The following is a 20,896-nucleotide window of genomic DNA, read 5'->3' as shown; positions in this document are numbered from 1 at the left end:
TTCTCCTTTATATTATTTTAAATATTGGAATCCACTAGGACCCTTTTTCATGTTGTAATCAGATAGTTTTTTTGGAGTACGATATTTAAACGTACGAGAAGCGATCATTGCGTGAGCTTTTTTGCTGTCAGCATAATATGTATCGAATTCTTTTTTCGCTAAAACTGATTGCTTGTTGTATTTTCTTCAAACTGTAGAAGGTGCAGCAACATCAATTGTTTCTAAATCAAATTCCCCTAATACTTTTTTCTCTGGAGCAACTGCATAAACAATTACCCGTTTAACCGGGTTTGTTGGTGTTACTTTATAGAAAACAACATTTTTTTCCGGGTTTTCAAATAATGCTAATGCATTTTTCTTTGTCATTGAAATAATAATATTTTCAGTTTCAATTACAGTTGGTTTAGAACCATCTTCTTTGTTTGCTTCACTTACTTCAACAACTTGTAATACTTCTTGTTCACGTTTTGCAAGTTCTTGCTCATCAACTTCAACTGTTGCAGGTTTAACAACTGGTGTTTCAACAACATTTTGTTTTTGTTTACGTTTTGCTAAACGGTCTTTAATTGCTTGTTGTTCTAATGCGTTTTCGTTACGGTCGTCTGATAATGTAATAACTAAGTGTGTTGTACGCTTGTTAATACGATCAGCAGAACCTTTTGCACGTGGTAACATACGTTTTAATGTTGGACCTTGGTTCGCAACAATTTTATATACATAAAGTTTTGTTGGGTCCATATCTTTTGAGTTGTGTTCCACATTTGCGATTGCTGATTTTAATAATTTAGCAACAATAGGAGCGAACTTTTTATTTGTATTATTTAAGATACGTAAAGCTTCATTTACTGGTTTATTTCGTACTAAGTCAATAACCAACTTCGCTTTACGAGCAGAAATACGAATATTGTTTTGTTTTACTTGTGTAGTCATATTAATATCCTTTCTTTCCTAACGTTTTGCTTCAGTATGGTTTTTGAAATTACGAGTTGGAGCAAATTCACCTAATTTATGCCCAATCATATCTTCTGTTACGTAAACTTTAATGAAAGTTTTTCCGTTGTGAACTTCGAAAGTTAAACCAACGAATTCTGGGAAAATTTGGCTACGACGAGATCAAGTCTTAATTGGTTTTTTTGATTCAGTAGCATTTGCCTTACTTACCTTCGCTAATAAACTAGGCTCAGCATAAGCACCTTTTTTTGCACTTCTAGACATTCTGTTTAATCCTTTCCACTATTATTTACGACGACGAACAATTAAGTTCGTAGAAGATTTTTTATTATTACGTGTTTTCACACCCATATGTCTTTTACCTCAAGGTGTACGAGGCGCATCCATCCCAACTGGTGAACGTCCTTCCCCACCACCATGCGGGTGGTCATTTGGGTTCATTGCAGACCCACGAACTGTTGGACGAATACCTAAATGACGTGAACGTCCAGCTTTTCCTAAGTTTTCTAAGTTATGTTCATCATTTGAAACAGAACCAATTGTCGCACGACATTCCTTTCGGAATTTACGTACTTCGTTTGAATTCAATTTAACTAATACAAACTTATTAGTTTCATCGAACCCTAAAATTTGTGCACCTGCACCTGCACTACGTGCAACTTGTCCACCACCTAATGGGTAAAGTTCGATGTTGTGTACAATTGTACCTTCGGGAATAAATTCTAATGGTAAAGTATTACCAACAAAGATATCTACACCCTCTGTTCCTGAAACAATTTTGTCCCCAACTTTAATCCCTTTGGGTGCAATAATATAACGTTTTTCCCCATCAGCATAAACTACTAATGAAATAAATGAAGTACGGTTTGGATCGTATTCAATTGATTTAACTGTTGCAGGAATGTTATCCTTGTTACGTTTGAAGTCGATTAAACGATATTTACGTTTATGTCCTCCACCGTGATGTCTAATCGTAATTTTCCCTTGATTATTACGACCAGCATTTGATTTTAAACTAACTAGTAAAGACTTTTCTGGTTTATTTGTAGTTAATACTGATTTGTAATCAACTAACACAGTTTGTCGTTTACCACTTGAGCGATTTTTAATACGCTTAACTGCCATAATTGCTTTGCTCCTTAATAAGTATTTGCTTTTCGACTGTTATTTATAAAGCACTATTTTGCTTCTTTATTATTTGTTTCGTTTTTCATTGCTTCTGCTTGTTCCTGTGAAACAGCAATTTTTACCCCTTTAGGTAAAGTAATATAAGCAATTTTTTTTGCTTTTGTATAACCTGGGTTACGAGAAGCAACTTTAGTTCGTACTGAACCACGATTTACAGTATGTATTGATTCAGGTTTTTGACGGAAGATTGCTTCAAAAGCTTCACGAATTTGAAATTTGTTAGCACGTTTATCAACTAAAAAAGTTAAAGTTTCCTTGTCAGAAAGTTTAAGTGTTTCTGATTTTTCAGTACGATATGGTTGCAAAATGATTGTTGTAATATCCATAATTTAACTCCTTTTCACTTTCTTATTTTTTCGCTAACATATCTTGCGCAACAACAACAACATTTGCATTCATTACATCACGCACAGATACTTGGTTTCATTTTTTAGCAATAACTTTCGGTAAATTAGCACTTGATTTAGCGATATTTGTATTGCTTTCAGAAAGTGCTAATAAAACTTTTTGATTGCTTAGGTTTGCATTATTTAAAAAACTAACCATTTTTTTCGTAGAAGGTACTTCTAATGCAGCATTTTCTGCTAAAGCATAAAGTGCTTCCTTTTGTAATTTCAGAGTTAATGCTGATTTAAACGCTAACAAACGAACTTTTTGGTTTACTTTTTTAGCGTAATTACGGTTTGGTTTTGGTCCAAACACAACACCCCCACCTGTTCAATGTGGGTTACGAGTTGACCCTGTACGAGCTTTTCCCGTATGTTTTTGACGTCATGGTTTTTTACCACCACCACGTACTTCCCCTTTAGTTAAAGTTGAATGTGTCCCTTGTCGCTCTGCAGCATTTTCTGATAAAACAGCATCAAACATTGCTTGTTTATGAACTTTTTCAACAAATAAATCAGCAGTTACTTCAAAGTTAGCATCTAATAATGATCCATCGATTGATAATAATTTAATCTTATTCATCTTTTAACTCCTATTTTTCTGCTTGCTCTTGATTAACTAAATTGTAATTAACAATTGTAACAGGACTTGCTTTGTTTTCTTTTTGAGCCGATTTAATAGTAATTAATGAACCTTTTGGTCCAGGAATAGCACCCTTAATTAGAATTAAGTTTTCATCGGCACGCACATCTAAAACAAGTAAGTTTTTAATTGTAACTAATTCATGCCCATAGTGACCAGGTAATTTTGTACCCTTGAATACACGTTGAGCTTGTGAACCCCCACGTCCACATGCAATTGATCCGACATAACGGTGTGGATATCCAGCACCATGACCAACAGGTCCCATGCTGTAATTATGACGTTTAATTGAACCAGTAAATCCGTGTCCTTTTGTGATCGCTTGAACATTAACTAATTCATTAGATACAAATGTGTCAACACCTAATTTATCGCCTACGTTAGCACTTACATTACGTAATTCTTTAACATATCTTTTTGGTTCAACATTTAATTTGTTAAACAAACCTAATTCTGGTTTATTTAATGCTTTTTCTTTTACAGTTTGGTATCCAACTTGAACAGCATCATAGCCGTCTTTTTCTTTTGAACGAACAGCTAAAACTTGATTTGGTTCAACATAAACAACAGTAGCGGCAATCGCCTTACCGTCTTGGCTGAAAACTTGGGTCATACCAACTTTTGTTCCTAATAACGATTTCATTTATAACCTCCAAATAATATTAAAGTTTGATTTTGACATCAACACCGAATGGAATACTTAAACGTTTTAATTCAGCATTTGTGCTTGCATCTTGGCTTTCGATAATTAGTAAACGTTTGTGTGTTCTTCTTTCGAATTGTTCACGACTTGGTTTATTAACGTGTGGAGAACGAAGAATTGTGAATACTTCTTTCTTTGTTGGAAGAGGAATTGGACCTCTAACTTTTGATTTTTTAGATGCTACTTCAATAATTTTTTTAACAGTTTCATCTAATAATCTATGATCATAAGATTGTAAACGAATACGTAATTCTTTTTTAGCATTCGTTTTATTATTTCTTAATTCTTGACTCATAAAATTGTTGTCTTCCTTTCACATTTGATAATGATAAATTGAATCATAGAATTGATTATTAATAAGTTACCTGATACCTGACAACTCACTTTGGTGTATCAGCAATCTTAATAATAACAAAACCTTTAATATTATATTTGAATGCTATTTAAAAAGCAAGTAGAATTTTAAAAAGTTTTCATTTACACTACATATATAGAAAAAGGGTGAATAATCAAAATAAAAAACCACCCTTGCTTAAAAAAGGCGGTTTTTTATTAAAAAACAAATATTAATTATGCGTCTAATTCGGCAAAATGTTTGCGTACAATTGGTGCAACTTTTTCACCATACAAACGAATCGCTTTAATTAAATCTTCATGTGGAATTGAACCAGTTGGAAGGTGTAAGTAGAAGCGATCCAAATCTAATTCAGTCATTAATCGAATGATCCGTTGAGCAACTCATTCTGGATCACCAACAATCATCGCTCCTTTTTCAGATACCATGTGTTCATAAATTGTCTTATTTAATGGCTGTCAGGTTCTACGTGTTTTTGCTATATTATCTACTAATTGCTTAGTTGGGAAAAAGAATTTTTCTTGAGCTTCTTCTTTAGTATCTGCAATGAATCCTCAAGAGTGTGCACCAATTTTTAATTGTTCTGGATTATGACCTGCTTGTTCCCCGATTCGACGATATAAAGTAGTTACATTTTTAAATAACAACGGGTCGCCTCCAATAACAGCAAATACAATTGGTAAACCCTCTTTCGCAATATTAATTGTTGATTGGTAACTTCCACCTGTTGCAACCCAAATTGGCAAATTGTTTGCTCTCGGGTAAACCCCTTTGTTATCAATATTTTGAGTAAATCGCCCTTTTCAGCTTACAATTTCATTTGCTTTAAGGTGAATAAACATTTTTAGTTTTTCATCAAATAGTTCATCATAATCCTCAAGACTATATCCAAATAATGGGAATGATTCAGTAAAAGATCCTCGACCTATCATAATTTCTGCTCGGCCATTTGAAAGTGCATCAATATGTGCAAAATTTTGATAAACTCGAACAGGATCATTTGACGATAATACAGTAACAGCTGATGTTAATTTGATATTCTTACTAACAACTGCACCAGCTGCTAAAATCATTTCAGGGCTAGATACAGCAAAATCACTTCGGTGGTGTTCACCTACTCCATAAACATCTAATCCTACTTCGTCAGCCACTCTAATTTCTTCAATCATGTCACGAATTCGTTGTTGGTGACTAATTGGTTGTTTTGTATTTTCAAGTATAGTTGTTTCTCCAAATGTAGAGATACCTAATTCAATTTTTTTCATATTTAAACTCTTTTTATTTTGTGTAAATTAATTATTTTGTTATATAAATATTATAACCAAAAAGTGGTTAATTTACACAAAATTTATAAACTTTTTAATTTTATTTTGCTTCGATAATTATAACTTTTATTTAGAAAATAGATCCTGGTAATCATTAGGGTATCAATAAGATAATCTTTTAACTGTTTCATAGAACGTTGCTGGATTATAAATTGTTGTTTCATCTCCAAAGAAAGAGTAAGGCTGAGTCTCAAGGAAATTAAATGCATTTTGACGAACCGGTGAACCTTGAACATTAAAACCAATTAGCTTTCCTTCATAATCATAAACACCAGAGCCTGAAGAACCACTGAAGAAGTCAAATAACCTTGTTTCCGACCAAACGGCAGGATAAGTTGATTCAGCTGTTTTTTCGTCTAAAACCGATGGTTTAACTTTGATGTTATTGTATGCATAAAGATATTCCCGGTATCTGCCGCCACCCGCTTTTCCGTCAGGATTCGAGTGTGTTTGAACCTTTGGTAATGAACCAATGTAAAAATTCAAATTATTTACACTACTCATAAAACGACTTTCAGAAGACATATTAATAACATCAGTATCCTTGAAGCTTAGAAAATATTTAATAGCATTTTTTTCTCGATCTGTTAGATGTCGTTGACCTCCGTTTTGCGGAGTATACATATACGTATCTAAATCAACATTCTTAAATGTTGTAAATATCGGGCTAAAATCAACAATTGCCATTACAATATCAACACGACTATCATTATTAGGTTGTTTGATTTCAAACCCTTCATTATCCCTTTGCACCCCAAAGTTTTCATTTTCATGGCGACTAAAATCACGAATTAATTCATATTTAATTCCTGGAAGATTTTCAGGAATATCAAAGTCAAAAAGGTAACCAACAGGTGTGTAATCAGAAATAAATTTACTTTCTTGGTAGATTGGACCATATTCATTGGCCTTTTCATCCACAAGTGTTGGGGCCATTAGTCGAGGTTTTCGAATTTCTAATGTTTGGTTATTAGCAGCACTTCTACCTACAATCGCAATACCCGATTGAGGCGATCTGTTAGTATCTCATACGTGATAATTTGCAAAAGTTCAAAAGCGATAATCATTGGGATTGCTGCTAACTTTTCCAAAAATATTCCAAGTGCCATCTGATTTGTTATTTAATGAATAAACTCGTTTACGCGCCTGTATTAAGCCTTTGCTTGTATGATTTTTGTATAACCGTTTACCAATTTGGTCATCGGGTACATTAGGCTGCATTACCGCTTCATTTATGTAACTAATTGATTTATTTGGTCCATCACTATAAGAAGTATTAATGTCTTGTGTTATTAAATTAAAATTATTTTGATATGCAACAGTTGTCCCTAGTATTGATAAGTCATCTAAACGTTTATTTTCTTTAAAACCTAACAAATCTTTTGTTGAGGTTTTAGGTTGAACTCAAGCAACAAAAAAATAACCAGTTTGCAAGAAAATAGAACGATTCGCACTAACATTATGTACTCATGAATGGTTAGTCATCTTTACTTCTGGATCTCGTGTCTGTACTTGTAGAGTTAGGATTTTGCTATTAGGATCACAAACTAAATTAAATTGTACCAATCCACGAATTTTTGCAGCAAGATTTTGTTGAAAAACATCATTTTCTGCAACATAATCAAATAAAAAATCAACATCATTAATAATGTTATTTTCTTTAATATTTTTTAAAGAAACCGGAATTCTTATTCGTGAGTGAATGTCTGTAAAATCCTGATAGGTTTTGGCTGTAATCGGGTTTGGATCAAGTTCAAAAACAAACCAGAAAATAACATCTTCATCATTAATATCATCTAGATTTGTAATTGTATTTAAATCGCGGGTAATAGTTGCTAAATTTTTATCTTCATTAAATTTAAACATCGTGTCTACAATATAGTTACGTGTCATAAATCATTTAACATCTTGCGCAACACCATTTTTATTAATCGTTATATCAATGTTTTTTGGCACATAATTGTGGTTCGGATAACGGGCGGCAAAAGCGGTGTTTTCTAGTTTATAATCCAAAAATGTAGATAAATTAGCTGGAGAATAAGAGATATTCATCGGACTTTTACTCTTATAAATATCTTGTTTCTTAATTGTGTAGTTAGTCGTCGTGTTATTTGATAATTCATTATTAACATATAATTGATCAATTAATGGATGTGCATTTGCTTTTCAATTAAAATTGTATGCAATAATATAGTTTTGTGACGGATTAATTGGTTGAATATAATCTACATAACTATTAGGTTGTAAAACTTCAATACGCACTAATTTATATTTAATTTGTTCTTGTAAACTTGCAAGCGAAAAAGAATGCAGATCACTAAAATTAACTAATATTTTTTTAGTATGTTTAACCGCATTTGCACTATCAAAATTCTCATGATTATTACGAATATCTCCAAATAATCCTTTATTTGGAACAAAGGTTTTCGGGATCGTTTCGAAAACTAATGCAAAAACTTTATTTTTATAATATTCCATCTCACGGACGTTTCATGTCAGCGATAATGAGCCAGTTAGTGTTTTTTGGGTTTCATCTTTAGAAACAACAAAATCATTTACACTTAAGGTTTCTAAATGTGGATTCAAATCAAGAGTATTATTTTTACTAAAATCAATTTGCACAAGATCTGCATCGTTGATTTCAATATTAGTTATTACAAATTTACTTTGTTGTTTTGTTAATTCATTACTACTAAATGTCAAAGTGTTGTCATTAATTGTTGTATTAATTCATTTTGATCATGGGTTATGGTGATCATAAGATTTTATTAACACCCGTGCACTATTAATATTGACATTTTGCTCACTATTGAAATTAACAACAATGTTGTTGTTATTTTTTTGAATACTAGTTATTTTTAGTTTTTTAGAAACTTCTTGGTTCTCTGGAGCCGCATCATTTGATACTGGGTAATTATAATTAGTTTTCAGTGCATCAAAATAGATTGAATAACTATTATTTCTTTGTTTTAGAGTTATTTCATCATGTGATATATCAGTTAATCCTATATCACTATCAACGATATCGTTTGCCTGTTGCAACCGATTAACATTTCCGTATTCAGCAGTGGTTTTCGAAGAATAGGGTAAATTTGTTGTTTGTGTTGTTCTAACTATGCAAAAACGCAAAGGAGTTGATGGTGTATATGTTTTTGTTGAATCATTGTTAACACGTAGGTGCTTAAAAATATATTCTCCTTCATCAACTAGATTATTAAAAATAAAACTTATACTTGTTTCTTGGTTCTTAAGAATAATTGGTATTGAACTAATTTGCTTGTCATTGTGTGTTAAAACAGCAACAATTGGTTGACCAGTCATTCAGTCCTGATATTCACTTAAATCAACTCTCAACGTATTTTGTTGATCATTATTTGTTAAGGTAGTTTTCTCAAAACTTGCATTTGTAATATTCAACGGGTTATATTCTGTTGTAAAACTTAATGTACTTGGTTTATTTAAAACATACTCTATGTTGTCTTTTTGGTAGACAACTTGTTCAATGTTATATGTTGTATGTGCAAATAAATCAGTAAATTCAAAACTTGCAGTCCATGAATCATCACTATTTTTTGTTAATACAGCATTAACTGGCGCCTTATTTTTTAAATTTGCCTGAATAATTGAACTATCGGTTAGCTCATGATCGGGATCGTTAATAAGAATATCATAACGCGCATTATTAGGCGTAATATTAATTTGGCTTTGTTCCCTGGGAATTAATTCCAAATTATAAACAATCTGCGGCATCTCATGAACTGTAAATGTTTTTAATAAATTGTTAGGGATAACAAAATCTGTTCAGGTTTGATCATTGTTTTGAAAACTAATTTTTTCCAGTTGATAATTACCTACATCATCAAAACCAGAAACATTAACATCATAAATTAATCGTTCTTTATCCAAACTTATGTTATTCGACATAACTTCTTTATTGTTAACTTTGTTAATGAATACCAAATGAAATAAACTTTGATGCATACCAATTCTAATTTTATCGAAAGTGATTTGAAAATTATTAGTAGTTGTAGGTAAAAAAATATCATTGTTGTTAACTATTACATTGATAACGTTTGGAATTGTTGCAAAGGTCTCAAAACTTAATTGATCTACTAATGTAAATTCCTTTTCTACTGTTTTATTGATTAATCTAATATTTTTAATTTTATATTTTGTACTTGGTTCCAAAAGATTAAATGCAAACGTTACAACCCAATGATTATTATCATTTTGCATTAATAAACCATTAATAGTTTGGTTGTTATCTAGTGTCGCTTCCAACACACTTTGCATATTTAATAACTGGTTATCATCCGTAATCTCAATATGTAATTCTGCCATTCGGTCATCAATAATACTTTCATTGCTTAGTTGAAAAGTTAATTGATCCTTAGTGGGATCAACATATGGTTTTTCCGGTTTTTTTGAATCATCAGGATTGGGTGTAGGTTTTGGTTCAGGAGTTGAAATATTCGAATTCGGTTGTTCTGTTTTGCTAGGTTTTTCAGCCTCATTTTTATCAGCTTTATTAGATGTTGGATTTTTAGTTTGTTCTGGTTGAATAGGCTTAGCAACATCAGGTAAATCAATTTTTTCATCTTTTTTGGTGCAACTAACAATCACTGGCGCAAGTAAAATCGGAAGACTCACACTAATTGCACTATAAAAAATATATTTGCTTTTTTTATTTAACATTATTAAACTGCTTATATAGAATTTTTTGTTTAATTACATTATATAACTTTAAAGCTATAAAACAAAAATAATCATCTCCTCGGTTTGGAAATGATTATTTTATTATAAGTTAATTAATATAATTATTTGTTCATTACTTCGTTAACAAGACTAACGAATGCTTCGTGATTATTAATTGCAAGTTCTGATAACATCTTACGATTTAATCCAGCGTTATCAGTTTTTGAAACAACATTATTTTTAACCAATGCGTTCATAAATGCTGAATATGTATAACCTAATGCACGAACAGCAGCATTGATACGTGAAATTCACAGTTTACGGAAATCACGTTTTTTGTTACGACGGTCACGGTAAGCATATTGGCTTGATCGAATAACTGTTTGTTTTGCGGTTTTATAAGATGTATGACGTGTTCCTCATGCACCTTCTGCTTTTTTTAATCAACTTTTGCGTCTTTGACGCGTTACGCTTCCACCTTTTACTCTCATAAAATTCTCCTTATCCTATAAGCATTGAATATAACGTTTTATATCACTAGCACTTACTAATGTATCTTTACGTAATTGACGTTTTGCTTTTGTAGAACGACCTAAAGCTAAATGTGAACGGTAAGCGTGTTTTCTTTTTAATTTACCGTTTTTAGTAATGCTAAAACGTTTTGCAACAGCACGTTTTGTTTTTTGTTTAATTTTAGCCATAATTCTTTTCCTTTAAATTTATTTTTTCAGAGGTTCAATGAGTGATTCATACCGCATATCATTAATCTTTTTATTAGCTTGAACAATATTTGCAATACCCTCTAAAGCAGAGGCAAATTTTTGAAACACTCCGTTAATGATTTCGATTTTTGATGCCATTCGACCACGAGCAACAACTACAAATTTTACATAATCCTTGTCCGCAAGTCATTTTTTTGCATTTTCAATCCGCACGTTTAAGTCATGGTCACCAATTGTTGGCTTAACTTTAATTTCCTTAACTTTGGTAGTAGTTTGATTTTTTCTATTTTCTCGTTGTTTACGCTTTTGTTCATATCTGAATTTTCCGTAATCAAGAATTTTAACCACTGATTTATTGTCGCGTCGTGCAATTAAAACTAAATCTAAGTTTGCTTGATTTGCTAATCTTAGTGCTTCTTCACGATCTAATTCCCCTAAATTATTTCCTTGTGCATCAATTACTGTCATTCGTTTGAAACGAATATTTTCATTAATTAACGGTTGTTTTGGATTATCTTTATTAACTCGTGGGTCTTTTGTATCTGGTGCTTTATTCATTAAAACTCCTACTTTTTATTACTTACTTGTATAAAGAAAATCGGTTGATTGTTGTAAAATCAGTCAAAAAGCATGATACCCATTCTCTTTATTGAAAATCAGGTGAGTAAGTACTATTGTAAATACTTCTTTCTTTATACAATTAATTATTATACCACAAAACTAATGATTATTCTTCAATCTCAGGCGGAAACGCTTTTTCAAACTGATCACTTAAGTAAGATAATTGTTTGTTTAATAAAATTTTATTCTCTTTGTCTGTTGTTTCTTGATAAGTTTCGTATTTATGTTTCATAAACGCGAGACGCATTTGTTGATCTACAAAACGTGGATCATTTACATATAATTGTGGGTTTTTAATTAAATCAAGAACATTTTGGTCCACATTGGCAAGATTTGGCGTTTCTTGCAATAAGATATTACGTTTCTTGTTTCATACGTATACTACTAAGTAAATAAATAACCCAAACAATAGCATTCCAATAAACATTGGTAAGGCAATTGAGATAAATAAGTAGTATACTGTTTGCCCAGGATATAATTCAGGGGCTGCTGGTAAGTAAGTAGCAACCACCGCAAACGAGTTAACCCCAATCGCTAAACTCGCTAGTGCTATTTGTATTCAACGGTGTTTAATTTTGAATGTTCGGTCTAAGTGGTTTGCTTTAATAACAAATCTAATGTATCCAATTAAGAAAATATTATAACCAATGTAATACATTGAGATTTGTGAAACAACATTTGAGATAAACCCTACATTGGTAATTGAAGCCGGCGTACCAGATGCCACTGGTTGATAACCAGTAAACTCTGCAATCTGATCCATTATCTTTTTAACTTGATCATTACTAATATGAGCATAATCAAAGTGATAAATATGAGCTTTTGTGTGTTCAATATCTAAATGGTATATATGACGGAATTGATCTTTAATATTGTCAAGTTGCGCAGTTGTTAAGTTTAGAGATGTTCCATCATCTTTAACCCCTTCGTTGGCAAGAATATCAGTAATTGTTTTTCCTTCATATGCAAATAGCGAGTTATATCCAAACATATATACTGCAAAAACTCCAGAAAGAATAATAAATCACAATGCAGCAATAGTCAGAGCAGAACCATTTTTAATTTGGTAAGTCATTCATTTTGGAAAATGAGCCTGACGCATACCATAATTCAACCCCGTTGATAGGTTGCTCATTCATACCGATAATTCAATCAATACCCCAATTCCAATAAAGAACGAAATTGCTTGGAAACCCTGCATTGCCGTACGATCAATATTTCGATCTACAACTTGAATAAAATTACTTGGGTTAGCTATCGAATTATCTAATTCATCACTCTTAACTAATAAACCTGCTGAAGCTTGGTTATTAGCAGCAGATCCTGATGCTAGTAGAGCATCATTAATCGATTCATGATAAATGTATTGGTACATTACTTGGTTTGCAGCTGCAGTTCCATAATCACGTTCAACAACTTCATAAGCATGCGCTAATGTTGCAAAATGTCTTGTTTCATCAACATTTGGTAAATTAACATCAACTCCACCTACTGATAAGTTAAACATTACTGTTTGCACTAATCCACCATTGAATGATAATGTTGAAGTTGGTACGGTCATTGAAATCATAATTGACCCAATAGCAATACATAATAAAGCAATTGTTACTACAATAATCATCGCTCGCGGATATTGTTTCGATGGATTATTCATTCGATTTGAAGCAATTGCGGATACCTCCACACCATGCAAACTAAAACTAAATGCCATAAATGACGCCATTACTGTTGATGACATAAAATTTTTATTCAGTTCGTACGATGAACCAGTTACATTTGGCGACAAATGTCCTTCTTTTAAGAATGTATTTCCGATGTAATATAGTGGATCATCAAGAGTGGCAATTGTGTAGAATGAAAAACCAATCACGATAGCAAAAGGTAATAAAATTCCAATTACTAATGCAATTTGCCCCATCTGATGAACACGTTTCTGTCCTCATAAGGATAAAGCGATTAAAGCAAATAATACAGCAATAGCAATTCCATATGCTGCTCCTGAATTAAATGTCTTTGATAAATTAATACTACTTGCTTGGTTTAAAGTTGTACCTAACTTTAATGTATTAAAGTAGTTGTATCCTTCGCTGCCCACAAAACTAAATGAGAAGGAAGAAAGAATAAAGAATACCATTGCGACAAATCCAAATGTCACTTGAAATTGTAATCAAGTAACCAAGAATCCCGCACGTGGTCCAATTAAATTCCGGACTCAGGTAAATAATCCCCCATGTGTCCACCCTTTAATCGTTGCCATTTCTGCAGCAGCCATTCCGATAGGAATAAATCAGCAAAAAGCGGTTACAAAAGCGAAAATAATCGCAATTCAACCTGCAGTTGACAACGAAGGGAAAGTATAAAAAGCAATAATTGCACTAGCTGTTAACAGCACAAATCCAATTAACGAAACTTTTTTATTTTTTTCTAGTTTAGCTAGAACTTTTTTTTCTTTGATTTCGTTGTTAATCATTTCTTAACCTTTCTGTTAAAATTATTTCATAATAAAATTTTTTGCTGCAGGTATTTTATTTAAACCTGGCATCCGAAAAATTTGGGATGTAATAACAATCAATAAATTAGCAAAATTGTTAAATTCTAAGCGACTAACGTGAATATCAAAATCCACAGGTGCATTTAAAATTTTTTGATCATCAGTTAACGAATAAGGGTTTTTAGCCATACATACAAACCAATCATTCCGGGTGAGTTCTTCAAGTTGTTTTTTTGCATGATCACTAAAAACAACTTTATTTGCGTGATAAGCATTTCGAATAATTTTATTAATTTTTGTTGTAATATCGTCTTTTTGGACATCGTACAAATAATTGACAGTATTATTATGGGACTTTACTAGCAATTGCATTGTTTTCGCAAACATTTCATCCGAACGATTTGAACCATATGCATATGCATAACTGCGAGCATGAGGAATATTATTTTCATCCAACATTGCCTCTAAAAAAGCGAGTTCAGCTTCGCTGTCAGTTTGTTCATTGATATTAATATATGCAATATAGTTAATTCCATAATGTTTGATATGCTTGATATGAGCAAGAATATTTGCAAAACCGTTTTTGATAATCTGGTAAGGATCTGTATTGCTGAAATTATATGTTCCGTGGTGCCGTAAGGTTTTTAAAGAAATAACCATACCAATTAAATCTACAGATAAATTCCCCAATTGAGATTTAATATTCATAAATTTTTCAAGACCTAAATCAGCACCAAAACCACATTCAGTTACAACAACTTCTGCAAGATTATAAGCCGTTTGTGTAGCAATTAAGGAGTTACAACCATGAGCGATATTTGCAAATGGACCACCATGTACTAAAACAGGATTGTTTTCTGCAGTTTGTACCAAATTAGGGTACATCGCATCCTCAAGAATTGTCATTAACGCATCACTAATTTCTAGATCAGCAATGGTAATTGGTTGATTCTGGTATGTGTAGGCTACAATTGTTTTATTTAATTTAGACAGAAATTCATCTGTGTTTTGTACTAGACATAATAACGCCATTAAATCACAAGCTGCGGTGATGTTAAAACCACTGTGAACTACAGTTTGTTTTATTTGATATTCTAAATCACGCAATGAACGATCATTCATATCAAGACAACGCTTTATTAAAATCTTATCAGGATCAACTTGTAAATCTGATTTATTATAAATCTCGTTTTCTAACACAGCAACAATTAAATTGTTAGCAGTTGCAATAGCATGCAGATCTCCTGTAAAATGCAAATTAATTTTTCCAAAAGGTTCTAATCTGCTACTTCCTCCACCTGAACCTGTTCCTTTCATTCCAAAAACAGGTCCTAATGATGGCTCACGTAAAGCTCCCATCGCTTTAACACCAAAGCGATTTAAACAATCCACTAAACCAATGCTAGTAGTGGTCTTTCCTTCTCCAGCTGGGTTTGGGTTCATTGCCGTCATAACGACTAAACGAGCGGGTTGGGTATTCGTTTTTTTAATTTGCTTAACTTTTGCAATATAATCACCGTATAAATCATATTCAGTAATACTAAGGTGATGTTCATTTATTAAGTCCTTAATTTTGTGCATTTATTGGCACCTCGTTTCTTATAAAGTTTCGATAGCGTTTGTTGCGAAAAACAACTAGATAAATAATTAGTAAAATTAAACCAATAATTACTAATAAAATACAAAATACAATTAAACCTTTTTTGAAAGCACTCTGTTTGAGTTTTAATTCATCATCATTAGTAATAATTGGTTCTTTGTAATAAACATTTATTCGATCTAAACGAATTTTTGCAGATGTTACTAGCATTAAGTGACTGATAAATACAAAGCACAACAGTGTTCCAAAGCCAATAACTGCATACATTGGTGTTTGACGATTTATTGGATCATTTAAATCATTAGGATTTTGGATTAAAACTAAATTTGAGAACGAAATATGACTAATATGTATTGCACCATTGTTGATTAAGTTAATCAAATAGGTGAAGATGAATGTAAACAGAATACTAAAACCTAAAACCAAATATAAAGAGGCAGCAGTTCAATTAATTACAATTGGTGCTGTAACTAATTTCTTGTAAACCTTTAATAAAAAATTTGACGTATTGAGAACATCTAAACTTTGTGATACGTTTTTATTTTCTCTTTTAAAATTCCGATAATCAGATAAACCCATTAAAAATAAGAAAAAACTAAAGACCATTGCAACTAGGAAAGGAAGGAAAATCCATGGTGAAAACTTATTTACCACCACTTCATATATAAAATAACTAATCCCTCCCAATAAACAAAACATCATCACAATCCAAAAACTAAATTTTCAGATACTCATTTTCATTTCTTTGAAATAAAAATCGGGAATTCTATCGTTTGTTTGTACATCCATTACAAAGGCTTTGGTTGGATGAATAACTTCTGGTTCCGTGTTTCTTTCGGTAGCGCTCGCAGCAGGGGTTAAAATGTTATTTTGCTGTTGCAAAAGAATTTGATTCTGTTGTTTTAGCAATAGATTTTCCTGTTGTAAAGCTTGTACCTGAAAAAAAATCTGGTTTTGCTCATTTTGGTTATTTATCGAATATTCAGGGTTTAAATTAATTTGGTTTTGGTTATTAGTAGACATAAATACCTCCTCAAAGGAAGATGAAATTAATCGTCTAGTTCTTCATCATCAGTTGTTATTTCATCATCAGTCGTAGCATCTTCATCATAAATGGCAACATCTTTAAATGACAAATTTAAAGTGTTTAAACGACCAAAGAATTCGAGTTCAACTTCCACAGTTTTTTTCGCATTATCTACTTTAGTAATTATCCCAATTTCATCATAGAAGTTATCTGAAAGAATCCGAACTGATTGGTTGGGTTTAAATTCGTAAATTACATCATCTTCGTGATCTTTAACTACAGTAACCTGTTCGCTTTCGTTATCTGTTAGCATTTCTTCATTTTTCTCTTCTTCTAATTGAACCATCATTGATGCGCGATCGTTCTCTGCAATCATTTGCATAATTTGAGCTTCACTTACAGGGTGTGGTGTTGTGTTTTTTCCTGATGAACCTACCAATCCAGTTACCATTTGTGTATTTCGAATTAAATACCATACTTGACGGGTCATATCAACTTTAATAAAAACGTATCCACGGAATTTATTTTGTTCTTTAATTCGTGTACAACGGTATTTAATAACACCGTCTATCATAATAGTTTCTCATTTTACGTCTGGTTTGTTTCGCATTACAGAAGGTGCATCATCTTTTTCGTAAATTTTTACTTCTTTGACTTTTTGTTTAATGATTTTAATATCACTAAAAAAATCTGCTAATCCGTAACCTTTAATTTTATTTTTTAAATCAGTTACAACTTTTTGTTCATTCCCACCAACAACCGTAATAATATATCATTGGTGTTGGTTAATGTTCACGTTAATGTTTAAATCTTCCAGTCATTTTGCACTGTGATCCTTTAATTTATAATTTGCCATATTTTACCTCGTTTATTTTGTACTCAAGCGAATAAATGCTGCATCAATTCCATAAAAAATTGCCATTAGAATTAGAACAATTGTAATTATTACCAAAAAACTTGTAATTACAACCCTTTTTGTAGGTCAACTTGTTCGACGTAATTCCTTATTTACTCCATAAAATCAACGTTCAATTAAGAAACTATTTTTTTCATATTTCGCATTTAACCATCGCACATCTTCGTAGTATTCCAATACTAAAGCTTTAATTAACTGACTTGTTTGATTGCTATATGTGCGAATTTCATCTTTGGAAATATTTGGATTTTTTTGCATCGCTAGAATATTTTGTCTGCGATTTTGTAGCTGATGTTTAATAATTAATTTTTGTTGTTTTAATGCTTGTTTTTCTTTTAAATAGTCTTGTTTTTTTTGTTTTTTGACCGCTTGTTCGTAAGCTTCGTTCATTTCTAGTTCACGGTCTTGTACAGAAACAAACTTATTCTCTTTTTTTCCCATCTATCGTGTTTCCTTATGCAAAACAGAACGCTCGCAATGTGGACAGTATTTCTTCAACGCCAAACGCTCTTGAGCATACTGGTTACGAGTTGTGTGATAATTACGTGCAAGACAATCCTCACAAACTAAAATAACTTTTTTCATAAAGAACCTACTTTCTTATTTTGCAAACATTTAAAAAAGACCGAAAAGGTCTTTATAATAAAATTATAAATTTTTTAACATAAAAAATAATTAATTTTAGTTTTTTTAGATTAATTTAAGATAATTAATGGTTTTTATATCATAAGGTTTAAGTAAGTGCTAAAAAATAATTATAATTATTTAGTAGTTTAAAATCAATAAAGATGGTGATGAAAAATGAAAACTAATCTAAAACAAATAAAAAATAAAGACAGCATTAATATATTTGCAACAAACTTAAAAAAAATTTATGAACAAAAAGATATCAACACCCTCAAGAAGATTTTAAAAAATCGACGGATTGACTTAGTTGCACAATCTTTAGAATTATTGAGTGATCCTCAATTAAATATTTTTTGTTTAATCGCAGCAAAAGATGATAAATGTGGGGAAATTTTTAAAGCTTTGAATGATTCGAGCAAACTCGCAATTATTCAAGAAAGTACAATCCAACAATTAAAAATTATTTTATTTGAATTATATAATGATGATATTGTGGATTTAACATACCAGTTCCCAAAGGAAATTAAAAAAATTCTTTTATCACTTGATTCCCAACAGCGTGCTGCCTTAAACCAAATATCTGAATACGATCCAGACGAGGCTGGGAGTTTGATCAATAGTGAGTTTTATGCTTTAAATATAAATTGAACAATTGAATACGCTGTTGCTGATATCCATAAACAATATGATAATTTTGAGCGTAATAACTTCATCTTTGTTGTTGATGAATTTGGACGATTAAAAGGTTTTGTTGGTTTTAATGACTTGCTTTTTGCACAAACCAATAACCAAAAAACGATCAAAGATATCATTCAAGAAGATGTTTTTTACTTGCGCAGTGATGAATCAATTGATCAGGTAATTGAAATTTTTTCTAAATATTCATTAGAACAGCTTGCGGTAATTGACCAAAACGACCGTTTATTAGGATATATTTCAGATAATGATATCCTACCAGTTATTAACGAAGAAACAACTGAAGATATTTATAAAATGTATGGGATGAAAGAGTTAGAGTTTCCATATATGAAAACTAGTATCTTTGTGCTATTTAAATCTCGTTTATTATGGTTAGCCATTTTAATGATCTCTGCAACTATTACAGCTTTTTTAATATCTAAATTTCAAGATCTTGGTCAAGTATTAACCGCTGGTTTGTCATCGCTAGTTATAGTCCCAATTATTCCTGCAATGACAGGAACCAGTGGAAATGCAGGTAGTCAAACTGCAGCTTCGGTCATTCGTGCTCTTTCCATCGGAGAGATTACTAAAAAAGAATTCTCCAGGGTTATGTGAAAAGAATTTTTAGTAGGTAATCTTGTCGGGGTTGTATTAGCAATAATTAATTTTGTCCGTTTAATTATTTTCTTCTTAATTATCCAACCCGAAATTAAGCAGGGAGATATGACATTAACAACTACCGATAGTCCAATTCTAGTTGGTACAATTGTCAGCGCTGGCGCTTCCCTTGCCTTATGATTATCAATTGTTTTATCAAAAATTCTAGGTGCCTTATTGCCAATTATCGCAACTCGTATGAAAGTTGATCCAACAGTTATGTCAACGCCAATTCTTTCTACATTGCTAGATATGGTTACATCGACTATTCTTTTTAGCATCTGTATTGGATTCCTAATGATTGTGATTGATCAAAATGTGATTGATCATATCAATGAAACAATGGTAAACACAAACACAACAACAAACATAAATATACAAGATTTAAATATAGGAGTAATTCAATAATGCGTCGTATTTATTTAGCAGGCGGATGTTTTTGGGGTATGCAAGGATATTTCAAAAAACTTCCTGGAGTAGTTTTTACTACAGTTGGGTATGCTAATTCTTTAATTAATAATCCTAGTTATGAAGAGGTTAAAACTGGTTTAACAAAAGCAGTTGAAACTCTTGAGGTTTATTATCAAGAAGAACAAATTACCCTTACCGATTTGATTAATGAGCTTTTTAGTGTTATTGATCCCACTGCACTAAATTACCAAAGTGTAGACCACGGTACACAATATCGAAATGGAATTTATTTTGAAATTAACAATGATAAAGAAGTAATTAACACAACTATTAATCAATGACGCAACAAGTTCACTAAACCAATTGTTACAGAGGTTTTACCATTAACAAATTACTTTCTTGCAGAAGAATACCACCAGAATTATAGTGATAAACATCCTGATGTGACTTGTCATATTAAGTTTTAAAAAGAATAACTAAGGTTATTCTTTTTTATGATAAATTACAAATTAATAATCAAAAGATTTCAGATTGATTATGCAAACTTTTTAAACAAATTACAAATACTATATAATTTATTTCTGAACAAAAATATGCAAGTTTAGAATTTGGGTTTGTAAATAAAACAATAAACCTTTATATAATTCCAAACTTTAATTGCAACTAATGTGAATCTACACATTAAATCAAAATTTGCACATAAATAGCAAATATAAACTAAAAGGTGTTTACTGAGCAACAAGCACAAACGTTACTTTAGATAATTCACGTTACATAACTTATACTCCTGAACTAATTATTTCAACACCAACAAAACCGGTGACAATTAGTAGTTTTACAAGTGAGGATGTTAATGGCGGACGAAACGGAAACCAAGTTAAGGTTAAGTTTACACTT

21 protein-coding genes are annotated in these 20,896 nt (G+C 31.5%); 3 read left to right on the top strand and 18 right to left on the bottom strand.

Translation table 4 applies throughout. The features are described 5' to 3' along the window. Positions 1-12: 12 nt before the first annotated feature. From rplV to rpmG, 18 genes are all read right to left on the bottom strand, one after another. On the bottom strand, positions 13-930 hold the full coding sequence (rplV, locus tag OF377_RS03295; RefSeq protein ID WP_443080791.1) for a 50S ribosomal protein L22: 918 nt from the start codon (positions 928-930) through the stop codon (positions 13-15). An 18-nt stretch (positions 931-948) separates the two neighbouring features. Further along, on the bottom strand, positions 949-1,215 hold the full coding sequence (rpsS, locus tag OF377_RS01740; protein ID WP_263836188.1) for a 30S ribosomal protein S19: 267 nt from the start codon (positions 1,213-1,215) through the stop codon (positions 949-951). Positions 1,216-1,236: 21 nt separating this feature from the next. After that, a complete protein-coding gene (gene rplB, locus OF377_RS01735; protein ID WP_263836187.1) occupies positions 1,237-2,076 on the bottom strand; it encodes a 50S ribosomal protein L2 in 840 nt (279 codons plus the stop codon). A 53-nt stretch (positions 2,077-2,129) separates the two neighbouring features. Next, entirely contained in the window at positions 2,130-2,465 is a 336-nt protein-coding gene (locus OF377_RS01730; RefSeq protein WP_263836186.1) for a 50S ribosomal protein L23, read from the bottom strand. Between the two features lie 22 nt (positions 2,466-2,487). Continuing rightward, positions 2,488-3,108 (bottom strand): 50S ribosomal protein L4, encoded by a 621-nt coding sequence (gene rplD, locus OF377_RS01725; protein WP_263836185.1) that lies wholly within the window; start codon positions 3,106-3,108, stop codon positions 2,488-2,490. 10 nt (positions 3,109-3,118) lie between these two features. Further along, positions 3,119-3,811, bottom strand: coding sequence for a 50S ribosomal protein L3 (rplC, locus tag OF377_RS01720; RefSeq protein WP_263836184.1), 693 nt, complete (start codon positions 3,809-3,811; stop codon positions 3,119-3,121). A 19-nt stretch (positions 3,812-3,830) separates the two neighbouring features. Next, positions 3,831-4,166 carry a 30S ribosomal protein S10 gene (gene rpsJ / locus OF377_RS01715; protein WP_263836183.1) on the bottom strand — a complete coding sequence of 112 codons (336 nt, stop codon included), beginning with the start codon at positions 4,164-4,166 and terminating at the stop codon, positions 3,831-3,833. A gap of 275 nt (positions 4,167-4,441) precedes the next feature. Beyond that, the gene (locus OF377_RS01710; protein ID WP_263836182.1) at positions 4,442-5,491 is read right to left on the bottom strand and encodes an LLM class flavin-dependent oxidoreductase; all 1,050 of its coding nucleotides are present in this window, start codon (positions 5,489-5,491) and stop codon (positions 4,442-4,444) included. Between the two features lie 126 nt (positions 5,492-5,617). Continuing rightward, entirely contained in the window at positions 5,618-10,246 is a 4,629-nt protein-coding gene (locus OF377_RS01705) for a hypothetical protein (protein WP_263836181.1), read from the bottom strand. Positions 10,247-10,368: 122 nt separating this feature from the next. Further along, positions 10,369-10,737 (bottom strand): 50S ribosomal protein L20, encoded by a 369-nt coding sequence (rplT, locus tag OF377_RS01700; protein WP_263836180.1) that lies wholly within the window; start codon positions 10,735-10,737, stop codon positions 10,369-10,371. Positions 10,738-10,752: 15 nt separating this feature from the next. Beyond that, positions 10,753-10,947, bottom strand: a complete 195-nt coding sequence (gene rpmI, locus OF377_RS01695) for a 50S ribosomal protein L35 (RefSeq protein ID WP_263836179.1) — start codon at positions 10,945-10,947, stop codon at positions 10,753-10,755. Positions 10,948-10,965: 18 nt separating this feature from the next. After that, positions 10,966-11,526, bottom strand: a complete 561-nt coding sequence (gene infC / locus OF377_RS01690) for a translation initiation factor IF-3 (protein WP_263836178.1) — start codon at positions 11,524-11,526, stop codon at positions 10,966-10,968. Positions 11,527-11,695: 169 nt separating this feature from the next. Next, positions 11,696-14,059 (bottom strand): APC family permease, encoded by a 2,364-nt coding sequence (locus OF377_RS01685; protein ID WP_263836177.1) that lies wholly within the window; start codon positions 14,057-14,059, stop codon positions 11,696-11,698. 21 nt (positions 14,060-14,080) lie between these two features. Next, positions 14,081-15,661 carry a formate--tetrahydrofolate ligase gene (locus OF377_RS01680; protein WP_263836176.1) on the bottom strand — a complete coding sequence of 527 codons (1,581 nt, stop codon included), beginning with the start codon at positions 15,659-15,661 and terminating at the stop codon, positions 14,081-14,083. Beyond that, positions 15,648-16,703 (bottom strand): MSC_0882 family membrane protein, encoded by a 1,056-nt coding sequence (locus OF377_RS01675; protein WP_263836175.1) that lies wholly within the window; start codon positions 16,701-16,703, stop codon positions 15,648-15,650. The genes OF377_RS01680 and OF377_RS01675 overlap by 14 nt, the downstream gene beginning before the upstream one ends. Positions 16,704-16,729: 26 nt before the next feature. Next, complete coding sequence (nusG, locus tag OF377_RS01670; RefSeq protein ID WP_263836174.1) at positions 16,730-17,563, bottom strand: transcription termination/antitermination protein NusG; 834 nt, start codon at positions 17,561-17,563, stop codon at positions 16,730-16,732. Positions 17,564-17,575: 12 nt separating this feature from the next. Continuing rightward, entirely contained in the window at positions 17,576-18,064 is a 489-nt protein-coding gene (secE, locus tag OF377_RS01665; RefSeq protein WP_263836173.1) for a preprotein translocase subunit SecE, read from the bottom strand. Next, a complete protein-coding gene (rpmG, locus tag OF377_RS01660; protein WP_263836172.1) occupies positions 18,065-18,208 on the bottom strand; it encodes a 50S ribosomal protein L33 in 144 nt (47 codons plus the stop codon). Between the two features lie 216 nt (positions 18,209-18,424). On the opposite strand from rpmG, the gene mgtE reads away from it, so the two are divergent. The 3 genes from mgtE to OF377_RS01645 all read left to right on the top strand — a co-directional run. Beyond that, positions 18,425-19,996, top strand: coding sequence for a magnesium transporter (gene mgtE, locus OF377_RS01655; RefSeq protein ID WP_263836171.1), 1,572 nt, complete (start codon positions 18,425-18,427; stop codon positions 19,994-19,996). Then, positions 19,996-20,466 (top strand): peptide-methionine (S)-S-oxide reductase MsrA, encoded by a 471-nt coding sequence (gene msrA / locus OF377_RS01650; RefSeq protein ID WP_263836170.1) that lies wholly within the window; start codon positions 19,996-19,998, stop codon positions 20,464-20,466. The genes mgtE and msrA overlap by 1 nt, the downstream gene beginning before the upstream one ends. Positions 20,467-20,665: 199 nt before the next feature. Further along, positions 20,666-20,896: hypothetical protein (locus OF377_RS01645; protein WP_263836169.1), on the top strand; the 231-nt coding region annotated here is incomplete at its 3' end.

The sequence above is a fragment of the Ureaplasma sp. ES3154-GEN genome (assembly GCF_025780075.1).
GTDB lineage: Bacteria > Bacillota_I > Bacilli_A > Mycoplasmatales > Mycoplasmoidaceae > Ureaplasma.
This window is presented reverse-complemented; position numbering and strand designations above follow the sequence as displayed.